At 73.5% G+C, this 21252-nt stretch carries 22 protein-coding genes; 12 read left to right on the top strand and 10 right to left on the bottom strand.

Features of this window, described 5'->3' with window-relative positions; all coding sequences use genetic code 11:
* Window positions 1–17: 17 nt before the first annotated feature.
* Window positions 18–914 carry a dihydrodipicolinate synthase family protein gene (locus C6361_RS24825; RefSeq protein ID WP_107269164.1) on the bottom strand — a complete coding sequence of 299 codons (897 nt, stop codon included), beginning with the start codon at window positions 912–914 and terminating at the stop codon, window positions 18–20.
* A 71-nt stretch (window positions 915–985) separates the two neighbouring features.
* On the opposite strand from C6361_RS24825, the gene C6361_RS24820 reads away from it, so the two are divergent.
* Window positions 986–1879 carry a LysR family transcriptional regulator gene (locus C6361_RS24820; RefSeq protein WP_107263029.1) on the top strand — a complete coding sequence of 298 codons (894 nt, stop codon included), beginning with the start codon at window positions 986–988 and terminating at the stop codon, window positions 1877–1879.
* A 134-nt stretch (window positions 1880–2013) separates the two neighbouring features.
* Here C6361_RS24820 and C6361_RS24815 read toward each other — a convergent pair whose 3' ends face one another.
* The gene (locus C6361_RS24815; RefSeq protein ID WP_107263030.1) at window positions 2014–2700 is read right to left on the bottom strand and encodes a cellulose-binding protein; all 687 of its coding nucleotides are present in this window, start codon (window positions 2698–2700) and stop codon (window positions 2014–2016) included.
* Window positions 2697–3341, bottom strand: a complete 645-nt coding sequence (locus tag C6361_RS24810) for a hypothetical protein (RefSeq protein WP_107263031.1) — start codon at window positions 3339–3341, stop codon at window positions 2697–2699. Before C6361_RS24810 ends, C6361_RS24815 begins: the two co-directional genes overlap by 4 nt.
* Before the next feature lie 59 nt (window positions 3342–3400).
* Here C6361_RS24810 and C6361_RS24805 point away from each other — a divergent pair, with 59 nt between their 5' ends.
* From C6361_RS24805 to C6361_RS24790, 4 genes are all read left to right on the top strand, one after another.
* A complete protein-coding gene (locus tag C6361_RS24805; RefSeq protein WP_107263032.1) occupies window positions 3401–3613 on the top strand; it encodes a hypothetical protein in 213 nt (70 codons plus the stop codon).
* Window positions 3614–3833: 220 nt separating this feature from the next.
* Window positions 3834–6638, top strand: coding sequence for an aconitate hydratase (locus C6361_RS24800; RefSeq protein ID WP_107271157.1), 2805 nt, complete (start codon window positions 3834–3836; stop codon window positions 6636–6638).
* Between the two features lie 139 nt (window positions 6639–6777).
* On the top strand, window positions 6778–7689 hold the full coding sequence (locus C6361_RS24795; RefSeq protein ID WP_107269163.1) for an NADP-dependent oxidoreductase: 912 nt from the start codon (window positions 6778–6780) through the stop codon (window positions 7687–7689).
* Window positions 7690–7771: 82 nt separating this feature from the next.
* Window positions 7772–8554, top strand: a complete 783-nt coding sequence (locus C6361_RS24790) for a TIGR03089 family protein (protein ID WP_107269162.1) — start codon at window positions 7772–7774, stop codon at window positions 8552–8554.
* Between the two features lie 73 nt (window positions 8555–8627).
* Here C6361_RS24790 and C6361_RS24785 read toward each other — a convergent pair whose 3' ends face one another.
* From C6361_RS24785 to C6361_RS24770, 4 genes are all read right to left on the bottom strand, one after another.
* Window positions 8628–9593, bottom strand: a complete 966-nt coding sequence (locus C6361_RS24785; RefSeq protein WP_107269161.1) for a nucleoside-diphosphate kinase — start codon at window positions 9591–9593, stop codon at window positions 8628–8630.
* Between the two features lie 6 nt (window positions 9594–9599).
* Window positions 9600–10244 carry a hypothetical protein gene (locus tag C6361_RS24780; RefSeq protein ID WP_159079460.1) on the bottom strand — a complete coding sequence of 215 codons (645 nt, stop codon included), beginning with the start codon at window positions 10242–10244 and terminating at the stop codon, window positions 9600–9602.
* Window positions 10245–10549: 305 nt separating this feature from the next.
* On the bottom strand, window positions 10550–11587 hold the full coding sequence (locus C6361_RS24775) for a polysaccharide lyase family 1 protein (protein WP_107269160.1): 1038 nt from the start codon (window positions 11585–11587) through the stop codon (window positions 10550–10552).
* Window positions 11588–11591: 4 nt separating this feature from the next.
* The gene (locus C6361_RS24770; protein ID WP_234358981.1) at window positions 11592–12752 is read right to left on the bottom strand and encodes a polysaccharide lyase family 1 protein; all 1161 of its coding nucleotides are present in this window, start codon (window positions 12750–12752) and stop codon (window positions 11592–11594) included.
* A gap of 354 nt (window positions 12753–13106) precedes the next feature.
* On the opposite strand from C6361_RS24770, the gene C6361_RS24765 reads away from it, so the two are divergent.
* Window positions 13107–13352 (top strand): DUF2630 family protein, encoded by a 246-nt coding sequence (locus C6361_RS24765; protein WP_107263038.1) that lies wholly within the window; start codon window positions 13107–13109, stop codon window positions 13350–13352.
* Between the two features lie 4 nt (window positions 13353–13356).
* On the opposite strand, the gene C6361_RS24760 is transcribed toward C6361_RS24765, so the two are convergent.
* The 3 genes from C6361_RS24760 to C6361_RS24750 form a co-directional block, all read right to left on the bottom strand.
* Window positions 13357–14307, bottom strand: a complete 951-nt coding sequence (locus C6361_RS24760; protein ID WP_107269159.1) for a serine protein kinase RIO — start codon at window positions 14305–14307, stop codon at window positions 13357–13359.
* 299 nt (window positions 14308–14606) lie between these two features.
* On the bottom strand, window positions 14607–15251 hold the full coding sequence (locus C6361_RS24755) for an HAD family hydrolase (protein WP_107263040.1): 645 nt from the start codon (window positions 15249–15251) through the stop codon (window positions 14607–14609).
* Between the two features lie 81 nt (window positions 15252–15332).
* Window positions 15333–16199, bottom strand: coding sequence for a carbon-nitrogen hydrolase family protein (locus C6361_RS24750; protein WP_199853070.1), 867 nt, complete (start codon window positions 16197–16199; stop codon window positions 15333–15335).
* A gap of 72 nt (window positions 16200–16271) precedes the next feature.
* Between C6361_RS24750 and C6361_RS24745 the strand changes: the two genes are divergently transcribed.
* The 6 genes from C6361_RS24745 to C6361_RS24720 all read left to right on the top strand — a co-directional run bounded on the left by C6361_RS24745 (window position 16272) and on the right by C6361_RS24720 (window position 21128).
* On the top strand, window positions 16272–17069 hold the full coding sequence (locus tag C6361_RS24745) for a thioesterase family protein (RefSeq protein WP_107269158.1): 798 nt from the start codon (window positions 16272–16274) through the stop codon (window positions 17067–17069).
* 86 nt (window positions 17070–17155) lie between these two features.
* Complete coding sequence (locus C6361_RS24740; RefSeq protein ID WP_107264492.1) at window positions 17156–17734, top strand: TetR/AcrR family transcriptional regulator; 579 nt, start codon at window positions 17156–17158, stop codon at window positions 17732–17734.
* A 186-nt stretch (window positions 17735–17920) separates the two neighbouring features.
* On the top strand, window positions 17921–18859 hold the full coding sequence (locus tag C6361_RS24735; RefSeq protein WP_107269157.1) for a TIGR04222 domain-containing membrane protein: 939 nt from the start codon (window positions 17921–17923) through the stop codon (window positions 18857–18859).
* Entirely contained in the window at window positions 18856–19707 is an 852-nt protein-coding gene (locus C6361_RS24730) for a DUF692 domain-containing protein (RefSeq protein ID WP_107271153.1), read from the top strand. The genes C6361_RS24735 and C6361_RS24730 overlap by 4 nt, the downstream gene beginning before the upstream one ends.
* A gap of 1 nt (window position 19708) precedes the next feature.
* Window positions 19709–20278: a hypothetical protein gene (locus C6361_RS24725; RefSeq protein ID WP_234358980.1), complete on the top strand. Its 570-nt coding sequence runs from the start codon at window positions 19709–19711 to the stop codon at window positions 20276–20278.
* Between the two features lie 88 nt (window positions 20279–20366).
* Window positions 20367–21128, top strand: a complete 762-nt coding sequence (locus C6361_RS24720) for an SDR family oxidoreductase (RefSeq protein WP_107269156.1) — start codon at window positions 20367–20369, stop codon at window positions 21126–21128.
* Window positions 21129–21252 lie beyond the last annotated feature (124 nt).

Raw genomic sequence — 21252 nt, 5'->3', positions numbered from 1 at the left:
AGTCCTTTGCGGAAAGTCTATGCAAGACCTTGCAATGAAAGCGTCCGCCATCCATCATCTTGCGCAAGCCGTGCCGCCGCCCGTACCGCCTCCGGGCCGGGCCGGACCAGCGGGAGCCGTACCGAGGGGGTCGGGATGCGCCCCTGGGCGTGCAGCACCGCCTTGATCACCGTCGGGTTCGGCTCGGCGAAGAGCGCGGTGGAGAGCGCGGCGAGCCGGTGCCCGAGCGACCGGGCCCGGGCGGCGTCGCCGGCCCGCCACGCCTCGGCAAGCGCCACGAAGGCGGCCGTGCCGAGGTGTGCCGAGGCCAGGATGCCGCCGTGCGCGCCGAGCGCCAGCAGTGCGGAGATCAGCGTGTCGTCGCCGCCCAGCACCGCGAAGTCGGGCGGCGGTTCGGCCAGCAACTCGACGGTGCCGCCGTCGATGGCACCGACCGAGTACTTGATCCCGGCCACCCCGGGCAGCTCGGCCAGCCGCCGGATCGCGTCCGTGCCGAGGTGCTGACCCGTCCGGTACGGCACGTGGTAGACGACCAGCGGCACCGGGCTGGCGGCGGCGAGCGAGGCGAAGTGCGCGAGTACGCCGGCCTCGCCGGGGCGCAGGAACGGCGGTACCACGCTGAGCGCCGCCACCACCTCGGCCCGCCGGGGCAGCGCCTCGACCGCCTCCACCGCGTTCGCCCCGACGATCAGCGGGGCGTTCCGCTCCCGGCAGACCCGGGCCACGGCGTCGACCACGGCCTGCCGCTCCCGGACGTTCAGCGACGCCGGCTCGCCCGTGGTGCCCAGCGCCACCACCCCGGCCGCACCGGCCGCCAGCACCTGGTGGGTCAGCGCGTCGAGTGCGTCGAGCGCCACCGCGCCGGTGGCGTCGAACGGGGTGATCAGCGGTACGTACACGCCGGAGAACGTCATGACCACAGCGTCCGGCAGGCAGACCCGTAAGGTCCAGTACAGCTTTCTGAACAGTTGCGTAAGCTCTGCTGATGCTCGACGTACGTCGACTCCGGCTGCTCCGCGACCTCGCCCGCCTCGGCACCATCGCGGCGGTGGCGCAGGCGCACACCTACACCCCGTCGGCGGTCTCCCAGCAACTGGCGACGCTGGAGCGGGAGGCGGGCGTGCCGCTGCTGGAACGCACCGGGCGGCGGGTCACCCTCACCACCGCCGGCCGGGTGCTGGTCCGGCACGCCGAGACCGTCCTCACCGCACTGGAGCAGACCACCGCCGCGCTCGCCGCGGTCGCCACCGGCCCGACCGGCCCGCTGCGGATCGGCGCCTTCCCCACCGCCGTCCGTACGCTGCTCCCGGCCACCCTGGTCGCGCTCGGCCAGCAGCACCCCGGGCTGGAGCTGCGGGTGACCGAACTGGACCCGGTCGCGGTACCGGCCGGGCTGCGCGAGCGCCGGCTCGACGTGGGTCTGCTGCACGACTACGACGTCGTACCGGTGGAACCCGATCCCGGGCTGGAGACGCTACCGCTGCTGGACGAGACGGTCTTCCTCGCCGTGCCCGCCGGCGAACCGGAATCCGCCGACCCGCTGCGGGCGACCCGGGACGCGGCCTGGATCCTGGCCAGCCCTGGCACCCTCTGCCACACGGCCACCCTGCACGTCTGCCGGACCGCCGGCTTCACGCCCCGGGCCCGGCACCACGCCGACGACTTCGCCACCGTGCTGGCCCTGGTCGCCGCCGGCCAGGGCGTCTCGGTGATCCCCCAGCTCGCCGCCGCGCAGCCACCGGTCGGCGTCCGGCTGGTGCCGCTGGAGACCCGACGCCGGACCCGGATCGCATACCGGCGCGGCGCCGCCAGCCATCCGGCGACCGCCGCCTTCGTCGCCGCGATCCGCACCGCCACGAGCGGCTTCCTCGGCGGCTGACCCCGGATATTTGGCGGCGCCCGACGGCCGTCGCTCCTACCCTGGCCGGGTGCGGAGACGGCGGCGGACGAGGCTCGGGGCACGGCGACGCAAGATGCTCGGCAAGCGGCTCGCCGACGCGGTGCTCCGGGCGGCTACGGGATCTGGCAGGCCCGACCGTTCACCGTGCAGCTGATCGGCCGCTCGCCGTCGCCCCAGCGTTCGAACTGGAACCGCAGCGGATCGGATTCTCCACCGGCCAGCGGTGCACCGCTGCGGAAGATCCACCGCCCGTCGTCGCGGTCCACCGATGGCCGGGGCGCGCCCTCGACCCAGAAGCCCCGCAGGTCGTCGACCTCGTGCCGGAACCGCAGCTCCACGGTCCAGGACTGTGCCGAGCCGCTCTCGTTGCGCACCAGCACCTCGGCGATGAACGAGTCACGGTAGTCGGCGAGTACCCGGTAGCGGCCGGTCAGCGGCTCGGGCGGCTTCGGTGCGGAGGTGGTCGGCCGGGGCCGTGCCGGTGTGGTGCGCGGCGGAGCGGGCCGGGACGCGGCCGGCTTGCCGCCGTTCGGCCGCGCCGAGGTCGGCGTCGGGGTCCGGGGCGCCGCCGACGGGGAACTGCTCGGACTCGCCGGGTCGGTGCCGGAGTCCACCGGTGCCGGGGTGGAGCCGGGGGCGAACGGCCAGGCCGGCTCGGGCGCGCCGGAGGTGCGCCGGTCACCGGTGAGGTATCCGGCGGCGAGGGCGAAGAGCACGGTCATCACCAGGACGCCGGCCAGCACGACGATCCACGGCGCCGCCGCGAGCAGCCTCGGCCGGGTCGGTTCGGGGGCGCTCACCGCGCCGGAATCCGCACCGAGATCTCGTTGCCGAGCCGTCGTCCGGAGGAGAGTTCCAGGTCGTCGCCGCTCCAGAACCGACCGGGGTCGTACCAGTTCGGTCGGCGGCCGGCCGGGAGCAGCCCCATCGCCTGGTAGGTCGCCGCGACGACCTCGGCGCAGTACGCCGTCTCCAGGGTGCTGTCGTTCGGCCGGCGGCGCACGGCGGGGGCCCGGCCGCGCAGCCACCGCCAGGCGAGCTGGGCGGTGGACGGGAACGGCGTTCCGTCCAGGCGGGCGATGGTACGCAGCACCCCGTTCTCCATCTCGTCGTCGGCCGGCGGTTCGAGTTGCCGCAGCCAGGCGCGCTGACCGTACCGGATTCCCCAGACCCGGACGGCGTCGCGCAGGTCGTGCAGTTGCACGCCCCGCTGGTGGCTGCCCGACCACAGATCGGGCAGCGACCGGCCGAGTTCGGCGTGCCACATTAACGGCGGCAGGTCCTCGATGACCACGGACATTCCGACATGGTTCACCGGACTGTTCGTGGTGAACTGGATCGCCCGATCCGGCACGCTGCGACCCCGGAAGACCCAGACGTCGCCGGTACGGGTCAGCTCGACCGCCTCGTCGAGGCTGAGTTCGGTGCGCTCCTCGGCCATCGCTCCCACCTCGGTCCGCCGGGCCGTCCCGGGGCCCGCCGACTGACTACCCTAGGCGGATGCGCTGGTGGAAGGTAATCGGTGTGGCGAGTGTCGTCGGGGTGGCCGCCACCGGGGTGGTGCTGGCCCGGTCCGAGCGGCGCCGCCGGGCGTACACCCCGGAGCAGATCCGCGACCGGCTGCGGGAACGGCACGCCGAGGCGCTCGGTGGGACGACGTCCGACGACGGTCGGCCGGCCGCCGGGCCGGACCCCACCGAGCACCCGGCCTAGCCGCACCCGGTGTCCCGGCATCCGGAAAGGCTTGCGTTTCTAGCAAGACGGACGTACGGTTTTGTTGAGTCGAACGGGACGTTGGTAAGGGTTACCTGAGCCCTGCGGTGAGGTACTGGGTAGGAAAGACTGCGGGGTACTACGCCCGGTCGCCCGCCGGCCGGGGGCCGGCCGACCCGCCCCCGGACACGCCGACCGCATGGGCCGGGACGAAGACAGCGTGAAGGAGTACGACGTGGCGAGCCTCGACACCTTCGGTGCGAAGAGCCAGCTACGCGTCGCAGACGCGAGCTACGAGATTTTCAAGATCAACACGGTACCCGGGCACGAGCGCCTGCCGTACAGCCTGAAGATCCTGCTGGAGAACCTGCTCCGCACCGAGGACGGTGCGAACATCACCGCCGAGCACATCCGGCAGCTCGGCGACTGGGACCCGGACGCCGACCCGAGCGTGGAGATCCAGTTCACCCCGGCCCGGGTGCTGATGCAGGACTTCACCGGCGTGCCCTGCGTGGTCGACCTGGCCACCATGCGGGAGGCGGTCCGCGAGCTGGGCGGCGACCCGACCAAGGTCAACCCGCTCGCACCGGCCGAGCTGGTGATCGACCACTCGGTGATCGCCGACCTCTTCGGCCGGCAGGACGCCTTCGCCCGCAACGTCGAGCTGGAGTACGGCCGCAACAGGGAGCGCTACCAGTTCCTCCGCTGGGGCCAGACCGCCTTCAACGAGTTCAAGGTCGTCCCGCCCGGCACCGGCATCGTGCACCAGGTCAACATCGAATACCTGGCCCGCACGATCATGGAGCGCAACGGCCAGGCGTACCCGGACACCGTGGTCGGCACCGACTCGCACACCACCATGGTCAACGGGCTCGGCGTGCTCGGCTGGGGCGTCGGCGGCATCGAGGCCGAGGCCGCGATGCTCGGCCAGCCCGTCAGCATGCTCATCCCCCGGGTCGTCGGCTTCAAGCTGCACGGCGAGATGCCGGCCGGCACCACCGCCACCGACCTGGTGCTGACCATCACCGAGATGCTCCGCCAGCACGGCGTCGTCGGCAAGTTCGTCGAGTTCTACGGCCCCGGCGTCAGCGCGGTGCCGCTGGCCAACCGGGCCACCATCGGCAACATGTCCCCGGAGTACGGCTCCACGGTGGCGATCTTCCCGATCGACGAGGAGACGGTCCGCTACCTGAAGCTCACCGGGCGCTCGGAGCAGCAGGTCGCGCTCGTCGAGGCGTACGCCAAGGAGCAGGGCCTCTGGCACGACCCGGCCGCCGAACCCGACTACAGCGAGCGACTCGAACTCGATCTCTCCACCATCGAGCCGTCACTGGCCGGCCCGAAGCGCCCGCAGGACCGGGTGCCGCTCGGCAACGCCAAGACGCTCTTCCGGTCCGCGCTGATCGACTACGTCGGCGACGGCGCCGACGGCACGTTCGGCCCGGCCGACGAGGCGAGCGAGGAGTCCTTCCCGGCCAGCGACCCGCCGGCCAACGACGTCAACGACCCCGCCGACGCCCCCCACGAGCTGGTCTCCGCCGCCACCGGCGCCAAGGGCCGGGCCAGCAACCCGGTCCAGGTCACCGGCGACGACGGCGTGCAATACGAACTCGACCACGGCGCGGTGGTGATCGCCGCGATCACCTCCTGCACCAACACCTCCAACCCGCAGGTGATGATCGGCGCCGCGCTGCTGGCCCGGAACGCCGTCGACCGGGGGCTGTCCCGCAAGCCGTGGGTGAAGACCACCCTGGCCCCGGGCTCCAAGGTGGTGATGGACTACTACGAGCGGGCCGGCCTCACCCCCTATCTGGAGAAGCTCGGCTTCCACCTGGTCGGCTACGGCTGCACCACCTGCATCGGCAACTCCGGCCCGCTGCCCGAGGAGGTCTCGGCGGCGGTCAACGAACACGACCTGTCGGTGGTCTCGGTGCTCAGCGGCAACCGGAACTTCGAGGGCCGGATCAACCCGGACGTCAAGATGAACTACCTGGCGTCCCCGCCGCTGGTGGTGGCGTACGCGCTGGCCGGCACCATGGACATCGACCTGGCCAACGAGCCGATCGACACCGGCGCCGACGGTCAGCCCGTCTACCTGCGGGACATCTGGCCCAGCGCCGCCGAGATCGACGAGGTCATCGCGAGCGCGCTGCGCAGCGAGATGTTCACCAAGGACTACGCCGACGTCTTCGCCGGGGACGAGCAGTGGCGTTCGCTGCCCACCCCGGAGGGCGACACCTTCGCCTGGGACGGCGAGTCGACGTACGTGCGCAAGCCCCCGTACTTCGAGGGGATGGACCGGGAACCCACCCCGGTGCAGGACATCTCCGGCGCCCGGGTGCTGGCCAAGCTCGGCGACTCGGTCACCACCGACCACATCTCGCCGGCCGGCTCGATCAAGCCCGACTCCCCCGCCGGCAAATACCTCGCCGAGCACGGCGTGGCCCGGCACGAGTTCAACTCGTACGGGTCCCGGCGCGGCAACCACGAGGTGATGATCCGGGGCACCTTCGCCAACATCCGGCTGCGCAACCAGCTCGTGCCGGGGGTCGAGGGCGGCTTCACGGTCAACCACCTGACCGGCGAGCAGACCTCGATCTACGACGCCTCGGTGGCCTACCAGGAGGCCGGCATCCCGCTGGTGATCCTGGCCGGTACGGAGTACGGCTCCGGCTCGTCCCGGGACTGGGCGGCGAAGGGCACCATGCTGCTCGGGGTACGCGCGGTGATCGCCCAGTCGTACGAGCGGATCCACCGGTCGAACCTGATCGGGATGGGCGTGCTGCCGTTGCAGTACCCGGCCGACACCGACGCGGAGTCGTTGGGGCTGACCGGCACCGAGACGTTCTCGATCAGCGGGGTGACCGCGCTGAACGAGGGCCAGATCCCGCGTACCGTCCGGGTGACCACCGACACCGGAGTCGAGTTCGACGCCGTGGTCCGGATCGACACCCCCGGCGAGGCCGACTACTACCGGCACGGCGGCATCCTGCGGTACGTGCTGCGCAAGATGCTGGCCGCCTGAGCCGGCGCCGCCAGCCCCGCGAGACCGGGCCGGTCACCCCAGTCGGGGTGACCGGCCCGGCCCGTTCCCGGCGACTTGACCTCAATCGAGGTTGAGGACGCAGACTCGGCCCGTCAACTCCACGACGGGAGGATGTCCGATGCGAGCGGCGGGTTTCACCGAGTACGGCGGTCCCGAGGTACTGCGGCTGCTGGAGCTGCCCACCCCGGTGCCCGGCCCGGGCCAGGTACGGATCCGGGTGAAGGCGGCCGGGGTGCAGCCGTACGACTGCGCGATCCGGTCCGGCTGGGCGCCGCCGGGGGTGACCGGCGACCTGCCGAGGGTGCCCGGCAACGAGTTCGCCGGCATCGTCGACCAGCTCGGCCCGGACGTCAGCAGCGTCGCCGTCGGTGCCGAGGTGCTCGGCTTCGGTCAGCTCGACTGCTACGCCGAATACCTGGTGATCCCGGCCGACCAGATCACCGCCAAGCCCACCGAGATGCCCTGGGAGGTGGCCGGCGGCTTCACCGCCGGGGCGCAGACCGCGCACATCGCCCTCGACGAGCTGGCCGTCGCGCGCGGCGAGACGCTGCTGGTGCACGCCGCCGCCGGTGCGGTCGGCACGGTGGCGGTACAGCTCGCCGTGGCGGCCGGCGCGACGGTGCTCGGCACGGCCAGCCCGGACAACCACGACTACCTCCGGTCGCTCGGCGCCACCCCGGTGGCGTACGGGCCGGGCCTGGCCGACCGGGTCCGCGCGCTCGCGCCGGACGGGGTGGACGCGGCGCTGGACGGGGCCGGCGGCGACGCGCTGCGGGTCAGCCTGGAGCTGGTGCCCGACCGCAAGCGGATCCTCACCCTGGTCGAGCACGGCCGGGCCGAGGAACTCGGCATCCGGGTCACCCGCAACCTCCGGTCGGCACACCGGCTGGCCGGACTCGTCGACCTGCACACCAGGGGCGAACTGCGGATCCACGTCCGCCGGACGCTGCCGCTGGAGCGCGCCGCCGAGGCGCACCGCGAGCTGGAGACCCGGCACGGCCGGGGCAAGCTGGTGCTCACCATCGACTGAGCGGGGCGCCGGGACCGGTATCGTCGGTGCCGCGCGGGACGGCCCGCGCGAGCACCGGCAGCCAGCGGGCAGGGGGCATTCCATGCGGCAGAGTTCGGTCCGGGTGAGCGGGGTACCGGCGCTCTTCGCCTCCGCGCTGGCGACGGATCGGGCCCGGCCGCTGCTCACCTATTACGACGACGCGACCGGGGAACGCACCGAACTCTCCGCCGAGGCGCTGGCCGAGTGGGTGGCCCGGACGGCGAACCTGCTGGTCCACGGCTGCGGGCTGGGCATCGGCGCCCGGGCCGCGGTGCTGCTGCCGCCGCACTGGCAGACCGCCGCCGTACTGCTCGGCGCCTGGTCGGCGGGGGTGTCGGTGAGCTTCCACGGCACCGCCACCGCCGGGCTGCCCCGGCTCGGCCCGGGCGTCGAGGAGCCCTTCGACGTCACGTACGCCGCGCTGCCCCGGATCGACGACTGGCTCGATCACGTACCCGAGGCGAGACACCGGTTCGTGCTCGGGTTCGCGCCGGACGGCGCCCCGCTGGCCGAGCCGCCGGACGGCTACCGGGACTACCTCACCGAGGTACGCCGACACGACCCCGACCTGCGGCCGTACGTGCCGCTGCACCCCGACGACGCGGCCACTGTGGACGGCACCAGCTACGCCGAGTGGGGCCGGCTGGCCCGGGGAATGGCCGACGAGGTCTTCGGGCTGCGCCCCGGCGACCGGGTACTGGTCGACGCGGCCGAGCACGAGCACCCGGTGAAGTGGCTGCTGGCACCGCTGGCCGCCGGGGCCACCGTGGTGCTCTGCGCCAACCTCGACCCGGCGACGGTGCAGCGGCGCAGCCAGGCCGAACGGGTGACCCGGGTGCTCTGACGGCCCCGCCCAGCCGGGTCGGTCTGCTCTGACGGCCCGGCCGAGCCGGGGGTCAGGGTGCCGCTGGGCTGCCCTACGGGTCGGCGGCGGTGGTGGAGCTGTCCGGGAGCAGGCTGGTGGCGCCGGGCACGTACGGGTCGAGCAGGTGGGTGGCGAGCACGATCCGCTGCCACCGGCTGACCGGTACCCCGCTCGACTCGGCCAGCCGCACCACCGCCCGCCAGTCCCGGGAGCAGCGGGCCCGGATCCGCTCTATCAGCGACACGAGTTCGCCGGCCGACGTGCCGGAGCCGCCGCGTCGGCGGGCCTCGGCGACGTCGGCCAGCTCGCCGAGGGTCCGGTCCAGTTCCAGGTCGACCTGCGGGGTGGCCGCCTCCAGCCGGTCGGCCAGGGCGAACGCCTCGGACCGACCGTCCGGGGCGGGCCCCGCCGATCCACACAGCGTGCGCCGGTAGAGGCCGGCCCGGGTCTCGTGGTTGCAGAGCACGGCGAGTTCCCGGAGCAGGTCGGCCGGCTCGTCGGCGGCGTGCACCAGGTTGAGCTGGTAGTTGAAGCTGCCGACGTCGTAGCGGAGCTGCCCGGGACGGCACCGGACCGGGTCGGCCGGCCCCTTGGCGGTGCTGAGCACCAGCGAGGCCGGTTCGGGACGGCCGGGCAGGGCGAGCAGCAGGAGCAGGCACTCGCAGGCCGTGACGTAGAGGTCGGCGGCGTCTCGCCGGTCCCGGCTGGCGGCGTTCAGGCCGTACTGCCACAGCGCCCGTACGCCGTGCCGGTCGATCGTCACCGTCGCGGCCCAGACGATGCTGAAACCGTACGCCAGCACCCAGCGCAGCACCGGGCCGAGCCGGCGGCTGACCACGGCGTCCGGTTTCAGCAGCAGGAGTGCGTGGTCGTGGCAGAACTCCTCGATGCGGCCACCACCGACGGCGAGCAGGTCTTCGAAGCTCTCCCGGAAGTACGTGTCGACCGCGTAGAGCGACCGCTTTTCCGGAAGCGTCGACAGGAAGGCGGGGATCTGCTGGGCGCCGGGGGTGGCCATCGCGGGTCACTCACGCAGTTCCGCGGCTCGCCGGCCGACCTCTCCCGGGCTGAGCAGCTCACCGTCGAGCACCACGCCGACGAAGCCGTCCAGCGGGATGTGCTCGAAGACCGGCGCGCCGAGGCGGGCGAAGACCGGCGCGGGGACCAGCTTCAGCGCGGTGGTGACGATCAGGGTGGGCAGCGTCTCGGCCAGTTCCCGGGTACCCCGGATGTTGAGCACGGTGTCCGGCCCGATCGCGTCGGCGCCGGCCAGCGCGACCGCCGGCTCGCCGCTGCGCAGCGACTCCGGCAACTGGGCCAGGATCTGCTTGACGATCGAGCTGCTGGGCGCGTAGGTCACCGGGACACCCTGCTCGCCGACCCAGGTGACCGCCGCCTTCACGGTGTTCTCCACGGCGTGGTCGAGTTCGGCCCGGATCCGCCGCAGCGCCTCGGCCGGCTCGGCCGAACGCACCGCGTTGGCGATGTGCCACATCGGCGCGTAGCCGGGCAGCCGGGCGGTCAGGAACTCCGTCGCGGCGGCGGTCGCGGCGGGGTCGTCGATCAGGTCGAGCAGACCCTGGATCACCAGCCGGGCCACCCCGGTGGCCCCGGCCGTGGTGACCGTGACAGCCTCGCGGAGCGGTGTCGGCAACGTAGCTTGGTCCATGATGTTCGGGCTCTTTCCGTTCCGGGTCTGGTCCCCTGAGGACAGGACTACCTCCCCGGCATCGAGAATGCCCGATCTGCGGGCTTCCCGGCACCGGGTTTGGTAGTTCATATCAAACGGACACCCCGGTCGGAGCCGAATGACCAAATAGCAGCGGCGGTCACCGACCCACGACGCGCAGTGCCCCCCGCGCGTCGCGCGGGGGGCACTGACCGGCGGACGGTCGGGACCCACCTCCCGACCGTCCGCCCCGGCTGGCCACGGACTGACCGGTCAGGCAACGACCGGGTCAGTCGGGGATCGGGTCAGCCGGAGATCCTTCCGGTACCGGCGCCGGCCCGGACCGAGGCCGGCACCCCGGCGGGCGGATCGAGCTGGTACGCGTAGTACGTCCGCGGCTCGACCACCGAACCCGCCGTCTCCGGTACGCCGGAGTTCACGAAGATGTTGTTCCGCTGTACCGCCCGGCCGGGTCCACTGTCGGCGTAGCCGCTGGCCGAGTGGAGCGGGTACGGCACGTTCTCGAAGTAGTTCCCCTCGACGAGTACCCCGGCGTTCTCGGTCGAGGCGACCCCGTAGAGCTCGTTGCCGAGGAAGTAGTTGTTGTAGACGTGCACCGGCTCGCCGAACCGGACCCGGGGGTGCCGCTGCCGGCTGTTGTCGAAGAAGTTGTGGTGGATGCTGACCTTGAGGTGCCCGACGTCGGTCGAGGCGGCCCCGTCGGAGTGGCTGATCAGCATGCTCTTGTCGGCGTGGTCGAAGTGGTTCCAGGAGACGGTGACGTAGTCGGCGCCCCGAACGACGTCGACCGAGCCGTCCACCGCGCCGGTGAACCGGTTGTGGTCGATCCAGATGTGGTGCGACTCCTGCCCGACGTTGACCGCGTCGTCCTCGGCGTTGGTGAAGTTGAGGTTCTGCACGATCACGTTGTACGACCGGTAGAAGTCCAGCCCGCCGCCGTCGATGGTGGCGTTGGACCCGACGCCGATGATCGTCTTGTTCGGCCGTACGCCCTGCTTGCTGCTGATCCGGATGGTGCCCTGTACCCGGATCGTCATCGGCCCGACCGTGTCGATGTACTCCAGGAAGTCGTCGGCGTTGGTGGCGGTGACCACCGGTCCGCCGACCCCGCCGGTGGTGCCGTTCTGGCCGAGCGCGTCGACGCTGGCGAAGCCGTCCGGCTGCCCGACCGCGCTCGGCAGCGCGCCGGTCGACGGCGGTACCGCCCGAGCCGGGCCGGTGCCGGCGACCATCACGGCGGTCAGGGTCACGGCCAGCGTCCCGGCGAGGGCGACGGCGACGGGGCGCCGGGCCGCTCGGCGTACCAGGAGGTTCTCGGTCATCGGGTCAGCCCAGCTTTCCCACCCCGGCACCGGCCGGGACGATGGTCGGGACGGCGGCCGCGTCGTCGGCCTGGTAGCGGTAGAAGCCGCTCGGCTCGGGTACCGTGCCCCGGGTCTCGATCGGGTGGTTGCAGTCGACCAGGATGTTGCCGCGTTCGACGATCCGGCCCAGGTCGCCGCTGAACTCGACCCGGCCGGGGTTGTTGACGCTGTAGAAGTAGTTCTCCTCGACCAGCACGGCGGCGTCGTAGGTGGAGGCCACCCCGTAGCTGTTCTCGTAGTAGTAGTTGTTGTAGACGTGCGTCATGGCCGAGAAGCGCACCCGGGGGTGCCGTTGGTCGGAGGCGTTGAACCAGTTGTGGTGGTAGGTGACCCGCAGCCGCCCGATGTCCTGGGCGCCGGCGTCCTCGTCGTGCGAGAGCAGCAGGGTCTTGTCGTGGTCGTGGAAGTGGTTCCACGAGACGGTGACGTAGTCCGAGCCGCGTTTGATGTCGACCGCGCCGTCGTCGCCGTTGGAGAACTCGTTGTGGTCGATCCAGATGTGGTGCGAGAACATCTGCACGTTGAGCAGGTCGTCGGTGGCCCCGGTGAGGTGCAGGTTCCGGATGATCACGTTGTGTACCGCGTCGGCCGGCGGTGCGGTGGTGTCGTCGTTCACCGGCAGGCCGATGTTGAGGCCGCCGCCGCGCAGGGTGGCGTTCGCCCCGATGCCCACGATCGTCTTGTCCGAGGTGACGTCGTGCATGCCGTCGCTGTCGCCGGTCGGCAGGGTGATGGTGCCGGCGACCTGGATGACGTACGGGCCGGGTCGGGCGATGTGGTCGAGGAACGCGGCGGTGCTGTTCACGGTGACGACCGGTCCACCGGCGCCGCCGGTGGTGCCGTTCTGGCCGAGCGCGTCGACGCTGGCGAAGCCGTCCGCCGGGCCCGCCGGCACCAGCACGGTCGGGCCGGAGATGCCGGCCGTCGACGAGGTCGGGGGCGGCCCGGGCGGGGCGGCCCGGGCGGTGACGTCGCGGGTGTCGGTGCGGCTGGCGGCCTGGGCGGTGCCGGCGCCGTGGTTGAGGGTGGCGGCCAGCGCGACGGCGAGGCCGACGGCGGCGGGTCGCCGCCAGCGGCGACCGGCCGGGACGGTGGTGCCGGCCCTGGTGCGCGGTGAGGTCACGGGTCTTCTGCCTTTCCGGTGGTGGCGGGGATGCGCGGGCTCGGTGGGGTGGCTGGCGGAGCGTGGTCGGCCGGCGCGCGGCAGGTGGGTGTGCGGCGCCGCCGGGAAGCGGCTCCGACGGGTACGGGCGACCTGGAAAGCGCTTTCCTAACCGCCACGATAGGAACCACGGAGAACTATGTCAATGAATGTCTTCCGGCGGTCCGGGACGGGGTCGCCGACCTCGTGCCCGACCCCGGGCACCGCGCCGCCGACCGGTGCCGACCACCCCGTCCGACGACGCGCCGGCCCGGGCCGCCCATCAGCCTCGCGGATGGTGGGCGGCAGGTTCGACGCTGTGCCAGGATCTTGGACATGGACGACAGGACGATTCTGAGCCGGATCTCCGAACTGGTCGACGAGGAACACCGGCTCCGCAACCACGCCCAGCAGGTCGAGAACTCGACCGACGACGACCGGACCCGGCTGCGCGAGCTGGAGGAGTCGCTCGACCAGTGCTGGGACCTGCTCCGACGGCGCCGGGCCGCCCGGCAGGCCGGCAGCGACCCGGACACCACCGGAGCACGCAGCGTGAACGAGGTCGAGAAGTACCTCCAGTGAACCCCTAGCGCAGCCCCGCCTCCCGGAACAGTCGCCCGGTCAGTACGCCCGGATCGACCAGCTCGCCGGCGAGTCCGCGCGCCGCGAACCAGGCGGCCACCACCCGTACGTCCCGGGCCAGGAACTCCCGCCCGCCCGGGTTGGCGACCACGTCCACCACCTGCGGCAGGTCGATCAGCACCAGCCGGTCGGCGTGCACCAGCAGGTTGTACGGCGAGAGGTCGCCGTGCGCCAGCCCGGCCCGGGCCAGTACGACCAGCGCGTCGACGAGCTGGTCCCAGAGCTGGCGCAGCAGCACCGGGTCGGGCCGGAGCTGGGCCAGCCGGGGAGCCGCCTCCCCCTGCACCGGATCGCCGACGAACTCGAGCATCAGCTCCGTCCCGATCAACTGCACCGGGTACGGCACGGCGATGCTGCCCAGTTCCCGCCCCACCTGCCAGAGCCGGCTCAGCGCGGCGAACTCGGCGGCGGCCCACTGACCGGCGATCATCTGCCGGCCGAACGCGGTACGCCCCTCCATCGCCCGGTTCTCCCGGGACCGGCGTACCCGCCGTCCCTCCAGATAGCCGGCGTCGCGGTGGAAGAGCCGGTGCTCCGGGTCGCGGTAGCGCTTGGCGGCGAGCAGGCAGCTCCGGTCACTGTCCGGCACGGCCCGGCGGACCAGGTGCACGTCCGCCTCCTTGCCGGTCTTCAGCACGCCCAGCTCGGTGTCGACGGCGGCCAGCTCGGTGACCAGCCAGTCGGGATGCGGCTCCGGCCCGTGCACCGCCTGGTCCCAGGTCGACCAGCGGTCGCCGACGTCCGGCGTGTCGGTGTCGGCGTTGGTGTCGAACGCGGCCGTCGTGGCGTGCCGGTTGCGTTTCAGAAAGCGCGGCTCGTCGTCGTCGAACCGGCGGGTGGTGCGACCGCCACGGGAGCGGGCCGAACCGGAATAGTCGTCATAATCGCGTGGCACTGGAGGAATCCTCTGGTCGAGTCGGAAGAAGGCAGGCGGAAACGCAGCACAACGACAGCCACGGTCACTCCTCCTTCCACTCGGCCGGGCGGTGCCCGGGATGCGATACGACCCGGAGAGACCGGGCAGGGTCCTCCGACGCGCACATGTTCGCCAACCCCGACGACGACGGTCAACCGAATTACCGCGCCGGGTCGACGCCTCCGGCGGACCGCGATCGGACGGCCGACCACGATCAGATGGCCGACCGCGATCGGACGGTCAGGCGGCGATCGGACGGTCAGGCGGCGATCAGGCGGTCAGGCGGCGAGGACCGTGGCGACGGCGGGGATCAGCCCGTCCACGGTCTTGGTCGGGGCGTACCGGCGCTCCATCCAGCGGCGGCCCCGGTGCAGCCAGACGCTGGGCAGCCCGACCGCGGCGGCGCCGCCGATGTCGGCCTCCGGGCTGTCCCCGACCATCCAGGCGCCGCGCAGCCGCATCCGGACCCGCTCGGCGGCGAGCGCGAAGATCCGCGGATTCGGCTTGCTGACCCCGACCTCCTCGGAGATCACCCAGTCCGCCAGGTAGCGGTCCAGGCCGGTACGCCTGATCTTCATCTCCTGTTGCCGCTGCGTGCCGTTGGTGACCGCCACCGGCACCCAGCCGGCGTCGTCGGCAATCCGCAGCGCGCAGGCGATCAGCGGATCGAGCCGGGTGTATTCCACCACTCCCTCGTGCAGCGCCTCGACCAGGTCGATGGAGGGGATCCGGAGACGGTACCGGTCACGGATCGCGTCGGCCACGTCCCAGCGGTTGGTCAGGCCGTCGGCGTCCACCGAGAGGAGCCAGTCGATGTCGCTCTCGGGTGCCCCGATCTCGTCCAGGAACCCCTGCGCCCAGGTGCGGAACGGGCCCGCCCGGTCGAGCAGAGTGTTGTCCAGATCGAGGAGCAACAGCGGCACTTGCGCACAGTACGGGACGCACCCGGTCGGACAACAGTCCCAGCATGTAAACAAGCCCGGTTGGCCAGGCGGACGACGGCGTCAACCGGTCAACCGGGTCCGTACCCGACCCTGCTCGGGCAGCCGGTCGGCGAGCATCCGGTGCGCGTCGCGTACCCGGTGCAGTTCGGCCGGGTCGAGCCGCGCGACGACGACGGCCTCGCCGGAGTCCCCGGCCCGGCCCAGCACCCGGCCCTCGGGGTCGTAGACCGCCGCGCCGCCGTTGAACCGCCACGGCGGCGCACCGCCGGCGGCGTTGGCGAAGACCACGTACATGGTGTTGTCGAGCGCGCGGGCCCGGTAGTAGAGGTCACGCCGGTGTTCCGAGCCGACCAGGTAGCCGCTCGGGCAGAGGTAGCCGTGCGCCCCGTCGGCCGCCGCCGCCCGGCCGTGCTCCGGGAAGCAGCCGTCGTAGCAGACGCCGAGACCGAGCCGCCAACCGTCGACCAGCAGGGTCGCGCCGCTCCGCCCGGGGGTGAACAGCGCGTTCTCGTCCGGCCCCCAGAGGTGCTGTTTGGCGTATCCGGCGTCGACCCGGCCGGCCCGGTCCACCACCAGCGCCGAACAGGTCCGCCGGCCGTCCGGGTGCCGGACCGCCGCGCCGAGCACGACCACCACCCGGCGATCCCGGGCGACCGCGCGCAGCGGGTCGAGCCGGGCGTCCGCGACCCGGCCGTCGTGGTCGGCCGCCACGTCGGTACCGGCCGGATCGTCGGCCAGGGTCGGCGGATGGTACGCCGGCAGGAACAACTCCGGGAGCACGACGACCCGGGCGCCCTCGTCGGCGGCCCGCGCCACCAGCCGGGCGGCGGAGCCGGCGTTCCCGGTGACGTTCCCGGGTTCCGGTTCGGCCTGTACCGCGGCGACGGGCAGTACTGCGGCCGGCGCTCCGGCGGTGGTCTGCGTCACGGCCGCGATGATAACCGGGCGGCGAAGCCCGTCCGATCTTGCGAAACCGGCGCCGGAGAGGAAAATCGGCCCGTGCCCGACGCCTTCTACCTGCCCACCGGCGACCCCGAACGGTACGTCGCCACCCCGGCCACCGAGGGGCCGTGGAGCAGCGGCCTGCAACACGGCGGACCGCCGTGCGCGCTGCTGGCCCGGGCCGTGGAACGGACACCCAGCTCGCTGGAGGGGGCGGCACAGGTCAGCCGGCTGACGGTGGAGTTCCTCGGCGCCGTGCCGGTGGCCGAGGTGGAGGTACGGGCCACCGTGGGCCGGCCCGGACGCTCGGTGGAACTGGTCGAGGCGGAGCTGCACGCCGCCGGACGGGTGGCGCTGCGCGCCCGGGTGTGGCGGATCCGGCGTACCCCGGTCGACCTGCCCGCCGAGGCGGTCACCGCTCCGGTGGTGCCGCCGCCCCGGCCGGCGCAGCCGTCCCGGTTCACCGAGCCGCGCTGGCAGATCGGCTACCTGCGGGCGATCGACTGGCGGTTCGTCGAGGGCCACTTCGAGCGCCCCGGCCCCGCCTCGGCCTGGGCCCGGCAACGGATTCCGCTGGTGGCCGGCGAGGAGCCGAGCCCGTTGCAGCGGGTCGCCCTGCTCGCCGACTCCGGCAACGGGCTGAGCCGGCTGCTGGACATGCAGCGGTGGTGGTTCATCAACACCGAGCTGACGCTGCACCTGCACCGGCAGCCGACCGAGGAGTGGCTGCACGTACGGGCCGGTACCACCCTGGACGGGTACGGGTCCGGGCTGGCCGAGACGGTGCTCTCCGACGCCACCGGCGGGCTGGGCCGGGGCGCCCAGGCGCTGATGGTGGGACGCCGGTCGGGCTGAGTGGCCCGGTCGCGCCGACCGGTCGACGACAACCCAAGACGTACGTACGGATTGCATACCCGGACGCCGCCTGGCACGATCGGATGGTGCCCAGGGTAAGTCAGGACCAGCTCGACGCCCGCCGTCAGGAGATTCTCGGCGCGGCCCGGGCCTGCTTCGCCCGCCACGGCTACGAGGGTGCCACGGTGCGCCGGCTCGAAGAGGCGACCGGGCTCTCCCGGGGAGCGATCTTCCACCATTTCCGGGACAAGGACTCGCTCTTTCTCGCCGTCGCCGAGGACGACGCCGCCGCGATGGTCGCCACGGTCGCCCGCAACGGCCTGGTGCAGGTCATGCGCGACCTGCTCGCCGGTGCCACCTCGCCGGACACCACCGGCTGGCTGGGCAGCCAGCTCGAGGTGTCCCGGCGACTGCGCACCGACCCCGAGTTCGCGCAGCGCTGGGCGGAACGTTCGGCGAGTCTGGCCGAGGCCACCCGGGATCGGCTGGCCCGGCAGCGGGACGCCGGGGTGCTGCGCGACGACGTACCGATCGAGACGCTGGCCCGGTTCCTGGAGCTGGCCTACGACGGCCTGGTACTGCAACTGGCGATGGCCCGGCCGGCCGGCGACCTCGGCCCGGTGCTCGACCTGGTCGAGGAGGCGGTACGCCGCCCCGAGGGCTGAGCACGGGTCGGCCCGGTCGCCCCGAGCGGCGCCGGTCGGGGCTGCCGGTCCGGGCCTACCGGTCCTCGGCTGCCGGCCGGGCCGCCGGTCGAGCGGCTCGGGAGGTTTGCCGAACCGCGACCCGGCCGGCTGGCACGGCCGATCCACAATGGTGACAGTCCGCCCCCGTACGCCTGGAGGCACCGGATGGACGCGCTGACCCTGCACACCGAGACCTGGGGCGTGTCCGGCCCGGTCTTCCTGAGCGGCTACCTGGCGATCGCCGGAGTCGTCCTGCTCGGCACCCTGGCCCACCGGCTGCTCGGCTTCGCCGGGCGCCGCCCACCGGGGGCCGAGCGGCTACATCCCGTCCAGCTCGCCTGGCTGGCCGGCGGTGACCGGCTGGCCGTGCACGCCACCCTCGGCGCGCTCCGCGCGGCCGGGGCGATCGGCACCGCACCGCAGCACCGGCTGACGCAGACCGGACCGTTGCCGGTACCGGCCACCCCGCTCGACGCCGCCGTGCACCGGGCCGCCGCGCACGGGGTACCCGGACGGGCCCTCGACAGCGACCCGCAGGTCCTCGCGGCGCTCGCCGCGCTCCGGGCCGACCTGACCCGCAGCGGCCTGGCGCTGCCCTCGTCGGCCCGCCCGGTCGCCCGGATCGGGCCGGTGCTGCTGCTCGGGCTGGTGGCGGTCGGCCTGGCCCGGCTGGTCGCCGGCCTGGTCGGCGGCCAGCCGGTCGGCTACCTCGGGCTGAGCCTGCTGGTGCTGGCGCCCACCAGCGTGGTGCTGCTCTGCGTGGTGCCGCGCCGGACCCGGGCGGCGGACGCACTGCTGCGTGACCTGCGCCGGCAACACCGGCACCTCGAACCGAGGCACTCCCCGGCCTATGCCACCTACGGCGCGGCCGGTGCGGCGCTGGGCGTCGCCCTGTTCGGCACGGCCGCGCTGGTCGAGTTCGACCCGGCCTTCGCGATGGAGGCCGAGGTGCAGCGCGCGATGAGCGGTTCGGCGGCGGGCGGCGGCTGGACGGCCGCGAATACCGGCGGCGGATCCGGCGGCGGGGACAGCAGCGGCGGCGGCGACGGTTCGGGCGGCGGCTGCGGCGGCGGCTGCGGTGGCTGCGGCGGGTGTGGCGGATGACGACCGGGAACGGCCTGCCCGGCGCGTCGGCACCGCAGCCCGGGTACGGGGTGGGAATCGGCTGGCGGCCGGAGATCGCCGGCTTCGTCGCGGAGCTGCCCGGCCTGCGCTTCGTCGAGGTGATCGCCGAGTCGATCCCCGCCGCCGGGCCGCCGCCGGGCCTCGCCGAGCTGCGCGACCGCGGCGTGACCGTGGTACCGCACGGGGTGCGGCTCTCCCTCGGCGGCGCCGAGCCGGTCGAGCCGGCCCGGGTACGCCAGTTCGCCCGGGCCGCCGAGCTGCTGGACGCCCCGCTGGCCAGTGAACACATCGCCTTCGTCCGGGCCGGCGGCATCGAGGCGGGCCACCTGCTGCCGTTGCCGCGTACCCGGGAGGCGGTCGACGCGGTCGTCGGAAACGTCGCCCGGGTACGGGCCGAACTCTCCGTTCCGCTCGCCCTGGAACCGATCGCCGCCATCTTCGACTGGCCGGACGACGAGCTGGACGAGGCGGACTTCCTCACCGAGATCCTCGACCGCACCGGCGCGCTGCTCTTGCTGGACATCGCCAACGTCTACGCCAACGCCCGCAACCGGGGTACCGACCCGCTCGACCTGCTCGACCGGCTGCCGCTGGACCGGGTCGGCTACGTACACGTCGCGGGTGGGGCGGCCAGCGACGGGATCTACCACGACACGCACACCGACCCGGTCCCGCCGGAGGTGCTCGACCTGGTCGCCGAACTCTCCGCCCGGCACCGGCCACCGGCGCTGCTGCTGGAGCGGGACGGGCACTATCCACCGGCGACGGCGCTGCGCGCCGAACTGGACGCGATCGCCGCCGCCTCCGGCTACCCGACGGTGACCTGAGATGACCGACCGGACCACCGCCGTCGGCGGCGCCGGCCCAACGGCAGCACGACCACGCCTCCGGCCGCCCGGCGGTGAGCTGACGACCGGGGAGACCCCGCCCGGACCGGCCGGGACGCTGGCCGACCGGCAGGCCGCGCTGGTGGCCGCCCTGGTGGCCGGGGCACCGCTGCCAGCCGGCTTCGACGCCCGACTGGTCGGGGTGGCCCGGTCGGCGCTGCTGCACAAGCGGGCCGGCGAGGTCGCCCGGCACTGGCCGCTGCTCGCCGCCGGGCACGGCCGGAGTTGGCGGGCCGTCTTCGCGGCCTGGGCGGCGGGCCGCCCGCCCGCCGGCTCGGTCCGGGACGGCTGGGACCTGGCCCGGGAGCTGGCCGCCGGGAAGACGCTCCCGGCGCCCGCCGCCGGGGAACTCGCCGTCCGGGAGGCCGGCTGGCGGTACGACGGCCGCACGGCACCGCGCCGACGTCGACTGCCGGCGCTGCGCCGGACCCCGGACGTGCTGGTGGTGCAGGTCGCCGGTCGGGTACGGGTGTGGACCCTGCCCGGCTCCCGGGCCGGCTCCGGTTCGTGACTGCCGGGCTCGCAGACCCGGCGCACTCCGGGCACCCACGGCAACCCGAAGATCGACTCGACGCCGTCCGGGTCATAGGATCCCTTCCATGGACCTCGGACTCGCGGACCGGGCGTACGTGCTGACCGGCGCCTCGAAGGGACTCGGCCTCGCCACCGCACGCGCGCTGGTGGCCGACGGCGCCCGGGTGGTGATCTCGGCCCGGGACCCCGACCAGGTCGCCGAGGCGGCGAGCCGGCTCGGCCCGGCCGACCGGGTGGTGGGGCTCGCCGCCGACCTGGCCGCGCCGGAGACCGCGACCCGGCTGGTCGAGACCGCGCTGGAGCGGTTCGGCCGGCTCGACGGCGGGCTCGTCTCGGTCGGCGGCCCGCCGCACGGCAGCGCCGCCCAGGCCACCGACGCGCAGTGGCGGGACTCCTTCGAGACCATCTTCCTCGGCACCGTCCGGGCCGCCCGGACGATCGCCGCGGCCCTGAGCACCGGCGGGGCGCTCGGCCTGGTCCTCTCCAACTCGGCCCGGGCACCGATCCCCGGGCTCGGCATCTCGAACGGGCTGCGCCCGGGACTGGCCGGAGTGGCCAAGGACATGGCCGACGAGTACGGCCCGCGCGGGGTACGGGTGCTCAGCCTGCTCCCGGGCCGGATCCTGACCGACCGCAACCGGGAACTCTTCGCCGCCACCGGCGACCCGGAGCGGGCCCGGGCCGACGCCGAGGCGGCGATACCGCTGCGCCGGATCGGCGACCCGGACGAGTTCGGCCGGGTGGCCGCGTTCGTGCTCTCCCCCGCCGCCAGCTATCTGACCGGGGTGACCATCCCGGTCGACGGCGGCGCGCTGCGCAGCCTCTGACGGTCTCGGCACGCCGGCCGGGCACCGGCCCGGATAGAGTTGCCACCCGTTGCCGAGGGAGGTGGATGTCATCGTTTCGGTCAGCGGGCTCGTGCTCGCCGTCGGCGGGCTGGGCTGCCTGGTC

The organism is Plantactinospora sp. BC1, from assembly GCF_003030345.1.
Classification (GTDB): Bacteria; Actinomycetota; Actinomycetes; order Mycobacteriales; family Micromonosporaceae; genus Plantactinospora.
The sequence above is the reverse complement of the archived record's forward strand: the minus strand, read 5'-3'. Positions and strand labels throughout refer to the sequence as shown.